The sequence below is a fragment of the Streptococcus pseudopneumoniae genome, assembly GCF_001072315.1.
Lineage (GTDB): Bacteria > Bacillota > Bacilli > Lactobacillales > Streptococcaceae > Streptococcus > Streptococcus pseudopneumoniae_R.
The window spans coordinates 1-15956 of record NZ_JVLI01000116.1 but is presented as its reverse complement, the minus strand read 5'-3'; the positions used below and the strand labels follow the sequence as shown (position 1 = coordinate 15956).

Sequence of the window (15956 nt, the reverse complement as noted above, 5' to 3'; positions counted from 1 at the left end):
TGGAACTGACGTAGTCAGCTCAAAACACCGTTTTGAGGTTGTAGATAAGACTGACGAAGTCAGTAACCATACATACGGCAAGGCGTCGTTGACGTGGTTTGAAGAGATTTTCGAAGAGTATTAAAAGAAAAAGGACTAGATTTCTCCAGCCTTTCATTTCTAATTAGAATTTTTTACGTTTACGAGCTGCTTCTGATTTACGTTTACGTTTTACAGAAGGTTTTTCATAGAATTCACGTTTGCGTGTTTCTTGAAGAGTACCAGCTTTAGTAACCGCACGTTTGAAACGACGAAGTGCGTCGTCAAGAGATTCATTCTTACGTACTACTGTTTTAGACATTTTTTTCACTCCCTTCAAGTTCAAAATCTATTCTATTCTACACATAAAAGTAATAATTGTCAAGAAAAAAATGCGGTTTAATTTTAATTTTTTCTTCCATTTATACAAGAGTTTAAAGCACTCAGATAGAATAAACTGAAGGGTTTCGTTTTTTATTTTTCAAGCAAGCTGAGCGCTTCAGCATCCGCAATAATGGTCACATCAGGGTGATTTTGCAGGCTACTTGCTGGTAGATTCTCAGTCACCGGTCCTGATACTGTTCCAGCGATGGCTTCTGCTTTTGACTCACCGTAAGCAAAGAGAAGGATAGACTTGGCATCCAAGATATTCTTAATCCCCATTGAAATGGCTTGGGTTGGGACGTCTTCAATCTTGTCAAAGAAACGTGCGTTTGCTTCGATAGTAGACTGGTCCAGTTCGACTAGATGCGTTTGACTGTCAAATGGAGTACCAGGTTCATTAAATCCGATATGTCCATTGCGACCGATTCCCAAGATTTGCAGATCAACTGGATGGTCAGCCAAAATTTGGTTGTAGCGTTCAACTTCAGCTTCAGCATGATCCTTAACACCACGAGGCAAGAAACTTTCTTTAAATGGTTTTTGGTTAAACAAGTTTTCTTGCATGAAGTGACGGTAAGACTGAGGATTGTCGCCATCAAGCCCTACATACTCATCAAGGTTGACACTGGTTAGATTTGAAAAATCAAGGTCACTCTCAACAATTTCCTTGTAAAATTCAAGTGGGCTACTTCCTGTCGCAAGTCCTAGAGTTTGAGCGCCGTTGTCCAATTTTTCCTTCAAAATCTCAAAAGCAACTTTTCCACCTTCGATTTGGTTTTCAACTTTAATGACTTTCATCTTTTCATCCTCCATTTCTATCTATATTTATTATATGGTATAGACCAATTTTTGTCAAGTGAAAACGATTTAATTTCTAAAAAAAGAGCGACTATACTTGAAACATGTTATAATGGATAAGATTAGAACTTAGAAAGAATGAACAGATATATGAATACAGCTGATTTTGATTTCCACTTGCCCGAGGAATTGATTGCCCAAACGCCCCTTGAAAAACGAGATGCCTCTAAACTCCTCATCGTCAATCGTGAGACGGGAGAAATGCAGGATAAACACTTCCACTCTATTATTGATATGCTGGAACCTGGTGATGCCCTTGTCATGAACGACACCCGCGTTCTCCCTGCCCGCCTCTATGGACAAAAGGAAGAAACTGGAGGTCATGTGGAACTGCTCCTGCTCAAAAATACTAATGGAGATGAGTGGGAAGTTCTGGCTAAACCTGCTAAACGTCTCAAGGTCGGCACTCGTGTCAGCTTTGGTGACGGTCGCCTCAGCGCTGTCGTTACGGAAGAATTGACCCACGGGGGACGCATTGTCCTCTTTGAATACCAAGGAATTTTCCTGGAGGTCTTGGAAAGTCTGGGAGAAATGCCGCTACCGCCTTATATCCATGAAAAACTGGATGACCGTGAACGCTATCAAACCGTCTACGCCAAGGAAAGTGGTTCTGCTGCTGCACCTACTGCTGGTCTTCATTTCACCAAAGAACTGCTGGCAGAAATCCAAGCTAAGGGTGTTCATCTAGTCTATCTGACTCTTCATGTCGGACTCGGAACCTTTAGACCTGTTTCAGTTGACAATCTGGACGAACACGAAATGCACTCAGAATTCTATCAACTTTCTGAGGAAGCTGCTGCCACCCTTCGCTCTGTTAAGGAAAATGGTGGTCGTGTCATCGCTGTCGGAACCACTTCTATCCGCACCTTGGAGACTATTGGTTCCAAGTTTGATGGGCAAATCCAAGCAGATTCTGGCTGGACCAATATCTTTATCAAACCTGGCTACGAATGGCAGGTTGTAGATGCCTTTTCAACCAATTTCCACCTGCCAAAATCAACTCTGGTCATGTTGGTTTCTGCCTTTGCAGGCCGTGAATTAGTCTTAGATGCCTACCACCATGCCATCCAAGAACACTACCGCTTCTTTAGTTTTGGCGATGCCATGTTTATCTATTAATTTTCATAATCAAAAAAGCGCATATTATCAAGTTTGATAGTATGCGTTTTGTAATGGATAAGGAATGAGTTATACTCAATGAAAATCAAAGAGTAAACTAGGAAGCTAGCTGCAGGTTGCTCAAAACACTGTTTTGAGGTTGTGGATAAGACTGACGAAGTCAGTTACCTATACCTATGATATATACGGCAAGGCGAAGCTGACGTGGTTTGAAGAGATTTTCATTGAGTATTAGTCTTTTTTAAAGCTCGGATCTTGCAAACTCTGAACACTGGCATTGATCACCGAGCCGACAATCAAAATCTTAGCGATGAGAATAAACCAAAACATCATGACCACCACGACGACGGAACTGAAAAAACGCACGTCCACTAGGTGATTGACATAATTGTTGACATAGACTGAAAAGATATTGAGCAGTAAGGCAAGAGTCAACAAGACAAAGGCACTACCTGGTAATACATAGCGAATCCTTCGCACCTTAACATTGGGCAGGAAATAATAAAGCATGACCAAGATAGCGAAAATCAAGGCATAGATCAAGGGGCCTGTCAGGTCTTGCAGATAATCAAAGAGAGGACTATCCGATTTCCAGTAGCTCTTGATAAGGTTGAGAAGCATTCGCCCAAAAACGCTCAAAAATAGAGCTAAGGCAAAGAGAATCTGCAAGCCAAAACTGACAAACAAACTCATGAGCTGACGGGAAATCATTCCACGATTTTTAGCTACTCCGTAAGCTTTATTAAAGGCTTTCTGTAGGAAATTCATGGATTTTGAAAAGGTCCATAGGGCTGACAAAACCGCAAAACTCAATAAGCCCGTTGAAGGTTGGGTCAGCACTTCTGTAATAATCTTTGCCACCACATCATACATGGTATCGGGCAAGAATTCATTTACAACCTTTAAAAAATTGGAAACTGGAATCTGAAAATAAGGGAGGATATTGACCACCACCAAAAGCAGCGGAAAAATCGAAATCAACCAATAGTAGGCTACTGCAACACTGGTCAACTCACTATCTGATGCTTGATAATAATACAAAAAGGCTTTTAATAAAGGCTTGTCTATCAGCTCTTTCCACCACTTCTTCATGTCACACTCCTTCACTTACAATCTTGATTAATTTCTTCTTACCAATTCCACCATATCATACGGCAGGGTATTGGCAGCTTCCTTCAAGGAATAGTTCTCTAAGTTATTGACATTTTGTCGTAACTTCTTGGCATACTTGGTTGTAATCAATCGTTTTTCTTCGTATTCGAAAATCAACTTACGCTCCAAATAATAGCCTCTCAGCATTTCATCGATATTGTTGGGTTTGACACGATTGATAACCCGTTCGACAAAGGCACCACTGGTGATGATAGCTGTTTCACGGAGACGAGAATCCTGCATGAAGCTGATTAAAGAACTCTTATAAACCCCTTTAAGGTTCTCCAGACTTTCGATAATCATCTCAGTATTTTCTAAATAGAGCTCTGCAATTTGGTCATAGTCAAGGGCTCTGAGTTTCTTAGATTCTTCATTTTTCCAACTGCGGAAGGTCTTGCCTAAGGTAAAGACTTCGTGAAGGAGAAAACGTAAAATCCGCAAGGAAACAAGGAAATAATAGGTCAACCGTGAAGCAAACTTGCGATTGATGCTTTGTTCCATGTTTTTCAGATAACGTTGGTAGACTCGATAGGCACGCTCACTCATCTTATCTTCTTCGTAAGCCTGTTCCAAACCATCACTCTCAATACTGAGGATAAGAAGTTTCAAAGCCTCCCAGTCCTCTTGCTCACCCCTATTTTCTTGGCTTAGGATAAGATTCTCTATTCGTCCATGGTAATTGTCAATGGCTGCATAGAGAGGGAGTTTATTCTTATGAGTTTCAAGTTCTTTTTCTAACTCCGAAGTAACCTCATTCAAAATGGCGATATGCATGAGATAATCCTTGCTTTCTTCCTGTTCATCCGAAAGATGGGGCAAGACCACGAGACCTGTTAAAAAGCTTACCAGCGTCACACCTGCAACAAGGAAAAGCAAGAGAGGATACTCCTGCTCTAGATTACTTGGTATCAGAAGGATCGTAGCAATCGACACCGTTCCCTTGACACCTGAGAAGGTCAAGAGAAGCATGTCCTTCATATATTTATTTAGTTTTTTCTTGAGTCGTCTGGTTCTATAGGCATAATAGCCATAAATCATGACAAAACGAATAGCAAAGAGGACAAAGGTGAGGGCGACAAGAGATAGCAATAAAAGTAAGGGATTATAGATTGGATTGGTCAAGATAGGTTCTGCTATCATTTCCAACTCCATCCCTAAAATCACAAAGACAGAACCGTTGAGCATAAAGTTGACTGTATGCCAGACCGTCTCTGTCACCGTATCCACTTGGGCTTCGAGGAGCGTAATTTTCTTAAAACGGCTTGCCTTTAAAATCCCAGCAACCACAACGGCAATAATCCCTGAAACATGGACTTCTTCTGCCAGAAAGAAGGTCACCAGAGGCAAACTCAATTCTAATAAAAGTTCACTGGCAATATCCGTCGCTCTCACACTAAGTAAGAAACTATGGAGGAAACGGTTGGTCATAGCTGTTAAAAAGCCAATCAAAAAACCGCCTAGAATTGAAAAGATGAGCGAACTACTAGCTTGCCCAAGGGAAAAGGCTCCAGTTGTCCAAGCTGTCAAAGCTACCTGAAAAGCCACCAAGCCAGAAGCATCATTCAAGAGTCCTTCACCCTTAAGGATATTAGACACGCGCTTAGGAAAGCTAAAACGCTCCGAAAGAGAAGCAAAAGCCACCAAGTCCGTAGGGCCAAGAGCTGCACCAACAGCCAAGCAAGCTGCCAAGGGAAGACTGAGCCAAAGAAGATGGGCCAAGCCACCCAAACTCAGGGTCGAGATGAAAATCACTGGAAATATGAGATAAACAATGATTCGCCAGTGTTTTAAAATAGCCGTAATATCTGCTTCCTCCGACTCTCGGAAAAGCAAGGGCCCGATAACCAGAGCCAAAAACAACTCTGTATTGAGGTGAAAGTCGGTATTGGGTAAAAAGAGACCAATCACAATTCCCAAAAGAATTTGCACCAAAGGAAGAGGCAAAAAGGGCAGGAGCTTATTGGTTGTACTTGAGACAATCAAAACCAGTAAAAATAGGATGAGGTAAATCAATAATTCCACGCACGTCCTCCTTAATCTTTTTTACAACAAGATTCAAAAATCTCCTTCTGCTCTTTGATTTTTTGGTCAATCTTTGAACAATCTTTGTGCTCAATTTTTCTCTGGCAGCGTTCCATTTCAAGAGCAACTAATTTTTTCTTGATTTTAAGCATTTTTTTGCTCATATGCGCTTGGTCTAACACACCTACTGCTCGTTCGTGGTGGGTTGATTCAACAAAATTCTGGCGCATGGCATCCAGCTTTTCGCGTAGGTATTGTTTATCCATGTCTGTATCTCTCTAATTTCTCAATCATCACTAAAAATGGCGGGTTGTTGACTTGGTTTAAAGTTCGGTAAATAGCAGCTGTGTACTCTTTTTGATTCAACTGGCTAACAAAATACAAGACAGCATCTTTCTCGAGGTCGCCTCCTTCATGACCATAGTAGATCATGATAGCAATTCGTCCACCTTTGACAAGCAAATGACACAGCTTTTCTAATGCTTCAATCGTTGTCTGAGGTCGGGTAATGACTGACTTATCAGCTGACGGCAAATAGCCCAGATTAAAGATCCCTGCCTTGGCTTCTGTCACAAACTGGTCCAGTGTTTCATGACCTTGCAAAATCAACTGGACATTCTCTAAACCTGCTTCATTTAAACGGTATCGGGTCTTTTCCAAGGCTTGTTCCTGAATATCAAAGGCATAGACTTTCTTGGCTAGTTTGGCTAAAAAAAGGGTATCATGACCATTGCCCATGGTCGCATCCACTACGATATCGTCCTGAGTTACTACCTCAGCCAAAAAATCATGTGCCATCTCAAGTGGTCTTTTCATTTTCAAACTCCTGTTTTACAGCCTTGCATCCTTGAACGCTTCCACGACGTCGCATCTCCATCTCAATGCTGTTGAGAACTTCCCATTTATTGAGGCTCCACATAGGGCCAATCAGCATATCCCTAGGTGCATCTCCTGTAATTCGATGGATGACGATATGCTTGGGAATGATTTCCAATTGGTCACAGATAACCTTGACATATTCGTCCTGGCTCATCAACTGCAAACGTCCCTCGTGGTAATCCCGTTGCATACGCGTATTGGTCATCAAGTGAAGCAAATGCAGTTTAATTCCTTGAATATCGTTATCCGTGACACAGCGGCGAACATTTTCAATCATCATCTCATGTGTTTCGCCAGGAAGTCCATTGATCAGATGGGAAACAATCTCAATCTTTGGATACTTTCTCAAACGCTTGACCGTTTCCACATACAACTCATAGGAATGGGCACGGTTAATCAGGTCAGAAGTTGTTTCATAAGTAGTCTGCAATCCCAATTCAACCGTCACATGCATGCGCTCCGATAACTCAGCCAAATATTCAATGGTTTCGTCTGGTAAACAGTCTGGTCGCGTTCCGATATTGATTCCTACCACACCTGGCTCATTGATAGCCTGTTCATAGCGCTCTCGGATGACTTCCACCTTTTCATGGGTGTTGGTAAAATTTTGAAAATAAACCAGATACTTCTGCACATCCGGCCACTTACGGTGCATAAAGTCAATTTCCTTATAAAATTGTTCACGGATAGGTGCGTCCGGTGCTACGATAGCATCTCCAGAACCTGAAACCGTACAAAAAGTACAGCCTCCATGAGCCACAGTTCCATCACGATTGGGACAGTCAAATCCCGCATCAATAGGGACTTTAAAAGTCTTTTCTCCAAAGAGTTTTCGATAATAATCATTCAAGGTATTATAAGATTTCATAACTTTCATTATAACAAAAATCACCCACAATCTCAAAATCCTGACTTTCCTATAAATTCCTCTGTTTCTCGTTTCCATTAGCCATTTTTTATGATACAATATGGGTATGATTTTAATGAAATTAGCATCTATTTTATTATTGATACTGACCTTAGTCGTCTGTATTATCATAACCAAACTTTTTAGATTAAAAAAACTAGGACGAAATTTTGCGGATTTGGCTTTTCCAGTTTTAGTATTTGAGTATTATTTGATTACAGCTAAAACCTTTACCCATAATTTCCTCCCTAGACTGGGCCTAGCCCTCTCAGTCCTAGCCATTATTCTCGTTTTTTTCTTTCTTTTGAAAAAACGGAGCTTTTACTATCCTAAATTCATCAAATTCTTCTGGCGTGCAGGGTTCTTATTGACCCTTGTCATGTATATCGAAATGATTGTTGAATTGATGGCCCAGAAATAAAAAAATGAAATCGAAAACACCTCAATCAAACTAAAATACAGTGATTGAAGTGTTTTTCTTTATATCTTTTTTAATAATTCTTATACTCAATGAAAATCAAAAAGCAAACTAGGAAGCTAGCCGCAGGCTGCTCAAAACACTGTTTTGAGGTTGTGGATAAGACTGACGAAGTCAGCTCAAAACACTGTTTTGAGGTTGCAGATGGAAGCTGACGTGGTTTGAAGAGATGTATTATTTTCCTTCTTTATCAGGAAAGAGATAAGCAATACCTACACAAGCTAGCACACCTGCTCCAATCACCAAGCCACTTGAAATTGGCAACAGGTCCAAAATTGCATTTGCGATGATAAAGGCAATAATCAAACACATCAGACTAGCCTTGTAGTCTTTTTTCAAAAGATTCTCTAGGGAAAAATAGAGGAACAAACCTACCGGAATCAATGACCAGAGGTTGACATTAAAATTTGGCCATCCAACAGAACCAAAATACAATACTGTCGCTGCTGCTAGTAAAAATACAATCCCCAATATTTTTTTCATTTGTTTATCTCCAATTTCTTTTTTAGGAACTTGAGTTGTCTAATACTGCCCCCTCACGTCCCTTACAAAAATCATTATAGCAGAGGGCTGTTCTAAGAACAAGTTCTTTTGCCTATCTGGTCTCTATATCAGTCTAAGTGGTTGAATAATAGCGATAAAATAAGGAAGCAGGTGAAAAACTTCCTTCCAAATAAAAAGGAATTAAGCAACCAAACGCTACTTAATTCCTTGAAATTGTCTCATCACCTCTATGAGCCTTTAAATTTTGATAGACTCTTTTTTCTAATCAATGTGACCAATATTGTCAATATTAACCCTTTCAATCAATTCATTAGTTATCGAAACTAAGTCCATTAATAAATCCAAAAAGAGTATCAATAGTAAAGTAAACTAAATAATTGAGTTATAAATAGCTATTTTCACAAAACGGTTTCATCATCATACTATCTCAGTACATAAACCATTTTTTCATCTATAGCTTTTGTCTTCATCTTAATCTTTTTTCTTCAATCCAAGAAATGCACCTACAGTAAACATTATTCCGGCAACTAATGACGTGAAGACTTCGCTAACTGTTCCGGTTTTTGGTAACCTATCATTGTTAGTAGTTGATTTACTATCAATATTGGTATGTTTATTATCTATGTTCTCTGGTTCATTAAGATAAACTTCCTTCTTATTTTCAAAGTTTTTATCATTTTCATCAGGAACTGGAGCCGTGACATCCTTAGTTGAATCAGATTTGTGTGAATGATTTTCTCTTTGTAAATCCTCCTTTTTGTAATTTTCATCTAATTGACTATGATTTGCTTGCACCTTATCTTTCTTTTTCGATACATCAAAAGTAGGTTTATTTTCCTCCTCCTTTTTCTCCTCTATTTTCTTGAATAAAGGTTTTATAAGGGTATCTTTTGACACATTAATAACATAACCAGCATCTTTTTTCCCTTCGGCACCAGAAATTTCCCAGCCATCAAATTGATATCCTTTTTCTAACTCACCCTTATAGACAGGTAAAATGAAATCTTCTTCCGACACTATCGTTGAACTCATTTCTTTTCCATTTTGAATGGTCACAGTCACCGTATGAGGTTTTAATTCGCTTACCTCTCCCGTATCTTTGTTTAAAATGAATTCTTTTACAGTTGTATTTCTTGCAAAATCTTTTACAAGAATCTTAATGTTTAGTGTCTTATCTGTTAGTTGTTTAATATCATCAAATGATTTATATTCTTTTCCATTTACATAAATATGTTTGTCTTGAATCTCACCATTGAATCCATTATCTCTTTTATCATTGATGTTAAAGACTACAGATTTTCCATCAGCATATTCGATACTAGTATTTCCCTCAGGATCAATGTTTACTTCTGGTTTAACATTATCATATAAAAATTGATAGTGTACTCCAACCGCTTTCGCATTCAAATCGCTATAGCCAGTTTGAAGATAAACATTTCCATCCATATCTGTTACCTTATCTGGGAATCCGTTTGCTTTATAGTCTTTCATTCCCCAGTCCATGATGTCACCGTCTTTAACATTAAGCTTAACGTTAAAATCTCTAGTGTTATCAATGTGTAAATCTCCGTAGATTAAATAATTATCTACAACAGATTCATTAACTCTCAATTCCCAGTTAAAACCACCCTTATCAGAAATCTTACCTCTTAAATAAAACTCTGGATTTCGTACATAAATTTTATTATATTTAGATGGATTAAAGTAGTTCTTGTCCATTGAAAGGTTTACTGGTTTTGCATCAATAAATAACGTAGAGCCATCTTCTTTTATAGCTTCTACATTGGACTTATCCTCTCCAGTGTACTCTTTATCATCTTTACCAAATAATACAAGTTTAGAAGGATCTGTTACAAGATTTCCATCTTTATCGATTGCCTCCCCTTTATCGTTCATTTTAAATCTAAACACTTGATACCTTACAATGTTAAAGCCGTCCAAAGCCGACATTAATACTGATTGAGTACTTCTTCCATCTTCAACATTTCTACTATCAGCATAAATAATTTTTTCTGAAAGGACTCTTAGATTAGGATTGGCCTTTTGTATTTTTGCTATATCTTCCTGGCTATAAACTCCATTTCCTTCTAACATATCCGTTTTTCCAGGATTATAGGTAGTCACTTTTAGTGCATATCCTTTTCTCAGAATGATATTATCCTTTAATAGATATTGTTGTTTTTCTGAATCAGAATAGATTTTACCAGATTCCATTTCAGTTAAATTGTTTGGTTTATTTTTTGAAAGATCTCCTTCTCCTAATTCTATTACATTCCCATAACTTGATGCATAGGGATATTCTGTCTTAGTTTCCTTATTTTTTTCAGGCATTCTAATTTTAGTTTCAGCTTTTCTCTGACCATCATCTGTAACAAATAATCTCATATCTCCTGCAAAAGCTAATCCATCCACAATATCATTAATATTAGCGTATAAATCAAATGTCATCGTTTTTGAGTGGGAATCATACTTGGTCGTTTTGATTTCTATAGATTTATAGTTATTGCCATAATATACCTTGGCATTTTTAGAAACATTACTTATCTTTCCAAGAATTTCAAAGTGTCCATCTTTAGACGGGCTTAGAACACCATAAATTTTTGATTTTATTTCGTCAAGTTTTTCAGTTTCATATTCTAAGGCACTACCATCGTCATAAGCAATGATATTTCCCTTATCATCATATTTATAATCGTATTCCTCTGTTCTCTTACCAGTTTCACTTGTAAAGTCATCAACTTCTCTAAATTTCTTTTTAATGAGTTTCTTCAAGTCTTTACTTTCAAACTCTCTAATTGTTGAAATAGTTTTATGAATAGTCAAGCTAGATTTTTCTTCGATAGACTCTTCATTGTCTTGATGATTTTCTTCCTCAGTTGTATCTTTTTTAAGACTATCCTCTTTTCTATTTTCTAAATTTTTAAATTTAGATTCGGAAATCTCGCCAAGCTTTTGGTATTTAGATGAATCTTGATCAGGATCTACTAGATAATAGGAAATCATCCCCTTTTCATCAGCATGATCAGCAAATTTAATTCTATGAATCTTTGTAAAATTGCTAGATCCATCTAATGCAATGACTTCAATGATTTTTCCTCTTAAATCTCCCGCACCATTAATTTCATAAATGGTATTTCCGTCTTTGTCAAGTTTCCTATTTCTTCCTTGACCCTCACCTGCGTAAGTTACTTCAAGATTTTTCTCAACATCTCCATCTTCATTAACAAGAGCGGCGCCAGCATACCAAACTTCGTTGGCAATCTCGTCAAATTTTTCAGGATGTTCTTTTTGATCTCTCGCAAATAAAGTTTCATTCTTGTATTGATCTTTTACCTTGTGATAAGTATCCTTTGTAATCAACTTAATTTTTTCAGGATTTGAAAAATCAACCGAAACAATCTTAGGGGCTGTGTTATCAATTTTTACAGGAATATAGGAAACCTGCCATGGATAATCTTTAGTTAATCTATATTTAAATTTATAGAAATATTGACCTTCTGCAATCGGTTCAAATTGACCTCTTATCCTAGTAGCTGGATCTTGCTTATCCTTACTTTCTGGTGCATTTTCTTCTCTACCTCTAGGGTTATAGATGAGTCCATCCCATTTCAAGTCGCCCCAAACTTTTAGCTTAGAAGATTTGATTCCCTTTGCATCATTTCTTTTAGAGTTTAAAATTCCTTTAACAAAGTGTTCTCTCGAAATGACTTTTAAGTCAATTTGATTTTCTCCCTCTTTATTTGTATTTACTATTGAAATCATTCCTTCTTCTGCACTTCTTAATACAAGTGGAGAAGGTGTTAATCCTCTCTCAAGTTGAGCATCTTGAGGATTTCCATTTGAATCTAAAGGATAAATTTTAGCAATATTAGAACCACTTGATGATGGTGCGTTGATACCTTCGTTATTGAAAGCAAATAATTCTGGATTTTGATCTAGGGATGTTGTATTTTTATCTTTTCTATTTTGTATAACTCCTGCTGGATTAAATTTATCTATACCATGTTCTCCACCAATTCCCTTATTTAAGGTTCCTGGAATTTTTGGTTTACCATCATCATCATAACCTTCCATTGTTTTTGATTTTGAACCTTCTTCCCAGGCCCATTTATCAAGGATTGGTTCCTTATTCCAATCCCCAGCAAATCCCATTAGAGGCATCGATAAAGAAGGTTGGAAATTTGTTTTCTTCCCGTTAGAGTTTAGAGCTTCCATTTCTTCCACTGACTCAAAATGAATAAATGATTCTACAAATTTATTTTTGTTTTTAGCCTCTCCAACATTTATAACCGCATTCAAATCAAAGCTAGAATTTGGGCCTATAGTGAAAGTGTCATGCTCAAATGTGATATTTGCTCCTTTGATTTTTTCTGGATGGATTTCTGGAACAATTTGCTTACCATCTGGAGATTTTTCATCTTTGTATGTTTCATCCAGTTTTAGTCTATCAGTTAGAGAATCTGTAGTTATCGCTGATGCTGAAACTTTAAAGGTCAAAGGCCTGTTTGATGTATTGTGAAGCTTAATTGTAAAGTATTTTTTATCTCCTTTTATTTCTTTAAGAGAAATAGAACCATAAGAGTTTACCAAACCTTTAGAATCCGTGTTCTTGAAAGTCGCTACAACTTCATTTCTCAAAGCATTGGCCACATTAATTAGCCCTGCTCCCTGTTGTCTAGGTGATGCAAAGTATTGGCTTTTTTCTTTCCAAGAAGTCGCATCCATCATAGGCCGTGCAGTATTTTGTAGGGCAATTTTTGTAAGACTTGTAAGGTCTATTTTGTCATCTCCCTTAAGATTTTTCAATACAGGTCTTTCAAGCATTTCCTTTAACTTCGGTCTAATCAAAACAGTAGAAGCTGCTACGATTGGAGTTGCCATACTAGTCCCTGACATATAGCCATAAGTTGATTTCCTATTAATGACATTAAGAGTTGATTTAATATTTTTACCAGGTGCTGAGACATCAGGCTTTAAAAGTAAATCTGTTCTCGGTCCCCAAGATGTGGACCCTGCTGGAACTATGATATCTTCTTTATACAGTTCTTTGTCTGTGTCAGGTGCAAACTTAAAGTCAATCTCTTTTTCGTCACCTACATTCGGTTTATTAGAATTATAGCTGACCATATCAATTGGATAGTATTGCTCCAATTTATCTTTAAAATCTTCTTTATTATTTCTTTTAACCTCAGTTTTTTTATCAGGGTTAATCATGTTCCATAACTTTACACCATCATCTCCTGAAATTGAAAATACTTGACTAGTAGTTCCTTCATCCTCCTCATATCCCATAGCTGGAAGCTCTGTCCAATTATCTCTATTGTAGTAATTTACAGTATTTACAACCATAATGGCGCGTGCGCCCTTATCCGTAGCTCTTTTAAAAGAATTTTTTAAATCCTTTGTATAAATTCTATCCATTACTGCAATTTTGCCCTTAAGATCCAAACCTATCAAATCTTGGTCTTGACCCTTGCCTATATATACAAATTTCAATTTACTAGGAGCTTTTGAACCATCTTCGTTTGTTATGATTTTATTCTTATCGAAAAAGGCCCCTATATTTCTGTATTTAAAACTTTCTCCACCTATGTTAACTTTATCAAACTCAACTGTTTGATTTTTAGCAGATGCGACCGCTATCGCATCTTCATGTGCTGCAGTTCGCGTTACATTTCCAGTATCTGTCATTTTCAGATTATTATTTGCCACTAAATCCCATGAAGAACTTGAAGCAGAAGTCGCATAGTTACCCGTAGCTACAACCATTGGAATGCCTGCTTTTCTTAATGCTCTAATAGCCTCCCAATATTTCTCACCTACAAGACCTGTTCCTGTAAAGCCAGATGATACCGAAACAACATCGACATTGTGTTTGATCGAATCTTCAATAGCATGAAACATTGTTTCATCTCCTGCGAAGCCAGATCCTGCGTCAGAGTACATTTTATAAGAGAAGATCTGTGCATTAGGAGCAATTCCATCTATTCCGTTAAAGTTTTTAATATCTTTTTCAGTATCATTTCCCGCAAGAATCCCTGCAATATGCATCCCATGTGGATCAAAATAATCGCTCCCATCATCAGCTTTTTCTACAGTAATTTTACCACCATTATAATAATTGAAAGCATGAGGGATTTTATCACTCAACCAGAAATTTTTATCAGTACCTTTTAAGTCTTCTTTTTTGAATCTCATTGAGCCTTTAGCATCATCATCAATCCTCATGGCCTTATGCCTATAATCTGTCCCGGTATCGATATTTGAAATGACCATACCTCTACCATCAAAATTTTTACCAAATGGAGCATTGATAGACTTTAGGTAATCAATTGCCTCTTCAACTCCAATTTCCTTTCTAGCATGATTCATCATTGGCTGGACTTTTTGTGATCGTTCAACCGATGAGATACCTTCTATTAGTTTAATCTTATCCAAATTATCTGGAGTTGTTTCTATTGCAACACCATTAAAAACCGTATCATAAGTATATAAAACTTTTGTATCCTTAAGATTGGATAATTCCTTGATTGCTTTTTCTACAGATTCTTTATCTTTAAATTCAGCAATATAGACAAGTTTATCCTCTTTTTTGGGACTTTCTGGGTCTTTCCTTGCAGACGAGTCCGCTTTATCTTCTTGGGATTGATTGGAATCTTCTTTGATTTTTTCTTCTTCATTGCTAGTTTTGTTATCTATCACAGATTCTTTACTAACAACTTCTTTTTCCTCAATAACCGTTGTTTTCTTCTCTTCAGTATCCTTTGAAGTTTCTATAGCATTATGAATATCTTCAAGTTTTTCTTTGTTTTCTTTTTGTTTACCTACTACTACTGTTTCTTTATCAGATATTTTTAAAGAATCTTCAGAACTAGGTGTATCTGCTAGGATTACCTCATTAGGGACATATGCTGCTAAAATAACTGCAGCTGTGGTTAATGACAATACTGTACTTTTTTTCATTTTAATTCCTTACATATTTATTTAACTTCCAATAGATAGAAAACTTTAACTTTGCTAGCCTTTGTTATAAAAAGTTTTACTAAGTATTATCTAGGAAATAGAGTAGTACATTTATATATAATTGTTAGCTCTCTGAAAATAGTATATCAATTAAAAAAATTTAAGTCAAGAAAAATTAACACGCGTTAATTTATTTTTTAATGTATATTAAAATTATAGAGTCCAAAACTTTCGTACTTAGCTTAGGTACATTATTTATAAACACATTCACACCATCAAAAATAGTAGCAATCAACTTAAAGCACTAGCAACATCACAAAGTCAAACATCATTAATGAAATATCAGCGCTATTAAATAATATAAAAAACCGCTAAGAATAAGACTTAACGGTTATTTTTCTACATATCTATTTTTTCAAATCCTCAGTCGTTTATCTACCTATAACCTAGGCTTTACGAGTGCCTTGCTCTAGCAACTAATACTCAATGAAAATCAAAAAGCAAACTAGGAAACTAGCCACAGGCTGCTCAAAACACTGTTTTGAGGTTGCAGATAAGACTGACGAAGTCAGCTCAAAGCACTGCTTTTAGGTTGTAGATAGAACTGACGAAGTCAGTAACATATATACGGCAAGGCGACGTTGACGTGGTTTGAAGAGATTTTCGAAGAGT

At 37.0% G+C, this 15956-nt stretch carries 12 protein-coding genes; 3 read left to right on the top strand and 9 right to left on the bottom strand.

Features of this window, described 5'->3' with window-relative positions:
- Positions 1 to 163: 163 nt before the first annotated feature.
- Together rpsU and ADH54_RS06110 are read right to left on the bottom strand one after the other, a co-directional pair.
- The gene (gene rpsU, locus ADH54_RS06115; RefSeq protein ID WP_000048054.1) at positions 164 to 340 is read right to left on the bottom strand and encodes a 30S ribosomal protein S21; all 177 of its coding nucleotides are present in this window, start codon (positions 338 to 340) and stop codon (positions 164 to 166) included.
- A gap of 152 nt (positions 341 to 492) precedes the next feature.
- On the bottom strand, positions 493 to 1200 hold the full coding sequence (locus tag ADH54_RS06110) for a glucosamine-6-phosphate deaminase (RefSeq protein ID WP_049524427.1): 708 nt from the start codon (positions 1198 to 1200) through the stop codon (positions 493 to 495).
- A 150-nt stretch (positions 1201 to 1350) separates the two neighbouring features.
- On the opposite strand from ADH54_RS06110, the gene queA reads away from it, so the two are divergent.
- Entirely contained in the window at positions 1351 to 2379 is a 1029-nt protein-coding gene (gene queA / locus ADH54_RS06105) for a tRNA preQ1(34) S-adenosylmethionine ribosyltransferase-isomerase QueA (RefSeq protein WP_049524426.1), read from the top strand.
- A gap of 231 nt (positions 2380 to 2610) precedes the next feature.
- Here the strand turns inward: queA and ADH54_RS06100 are convergent, their stop codons facing one another.
- From ADH54_RS06100 to ADH54_RS06080, 5 genes are read right to left on the bottom strand one after another with little or no spacing between them, the layout of a single operon-like run.
- Positions 2611 to 3471, bottom strand: coding sequence for a YihY/virulence factor BrkB family protein (locus ADH54_RS06100; RefSeq protein WP_049524425.1), 861 nt, complete (start codon positions 3469 to 3471; stop codon positions 2611 to 2613).
- Between the two features lie 27 nt (positions 3472 to 3498).
- Positions 3499 to 5553, bottom strand: a complete 2055-nt coding sequence (locus ADH54_RS06095; RefSeq protein WP_049524424.1) for a cation:proton antiporter — start codon at positions 5551 to 5553, stop codon at positions 3499 to 3501.
- A gap of 11 nt (positions 5554 to 5564) precedes the next feature.
- Positions 5565 to 5819, bottom strand: coding sequence for a hypothetical protein (locus ADH54_RS06090; RefSeq protein WP_000361085.1), 255 nt, complete (start codon positions 5817 to 5819; stop codon positions 5565 to 5567).
- Positions 5812 to 6369, bottom strand: a complete 558-nt coding sequence (locus tag ADH54_RS06085) for a tRNA (mnm(5)s(2)U34)-methyltransferase (protein WP_049524423.1) — start codon at positions 6367 to 6369, stop codon at positions 5812 to 5814. Before ADH54_RS06085 ends, ADH54_RS06090 begins: the two co-directional genes overlap by 8 nt.
- Positions 6353 to 7309 carry a TIGR01212 family radical SAM protein gene (locus ADH54_RS06080; RefSeq protein ID WP_023946280.1) on the bottom strand — a complete coding sequence of 319 codons (957 nt, stop codon included), beginning with the start codon at positions 7307 to 7309 and terminating at the stop codon, positions 6353 to 6355. The genes ADH54_RS06085 and ADH54_RS06080 overlap by 17 nt, the downstream gene beginning before the upstream one ends.
- 91 nt (positions 7310 to 7400) lie before the next feature.
- Between ADH54_RS06080 and ADH54_RS06075 the strand changes: the two genes are divergently transcribed.
- Together ADH54_RS06075 and ADH54_RS12610 are read left to right on the top strand one after the other, a co-directional pair.
- Positions 7401 to 7760 (top strand): DUF3397 domain-containing protein, encoded by a 360-nt coding sequence (locus ADH54_RS06075; protein ID WP_023945634.1) that lies wholly within the window; start codon positions 7401 to 7403, stop codon positions 7758 to 7760.
- Between the two features lie 89 nt (positions 7761 to 7849).
- Positions 7850 to 7972 carry a hypothetical protein gene (locus ADH54_RS12610; protein WP_275043268.1) on the top strand — a complete coding sequence of 41 codons (123 nt, stop codon included), beginning with the start codon at positions 7850 to 7852 and terminating at the stop codon, positions 7970 to 7972.
- A 19-nt stretch (positions 7973 to 7991) separates the two neighbouring features.
- On the opposite strand, the gene ADH54_RS06070 is transcribed toward ADH54_RS12610, so the two are convergent.
- Together ADH54_RS06070 and ADH54_RS06065 are read right to left on the bottom strand one after the other, a co-directional pair.
- Complete coding sequence (locus ADH54_RS06070) at positions 7992 to 8300, bottom strand: hypothetical protein (RefSeq protein ID WP_049524422.1); 309 nt, start codon at positions 8298 to 8300, stop codon at positions 7992 to 7994.
- Between the two features lie 492 nt (positions 8301 to 8792).
- On the bottom strand, positions 8793 to 15284 hold the full coding sequence (locus ADH54_RS06065) for a S8 family peptidase (RefSeq protein ID WP_049524421.1): 6492 nt from the start codon (positions 15282 to 15284) through the stop codon (positions 8793 to 8795).
- Positions 15285 to 15956 lie beyond the last annotated feature (672 nt).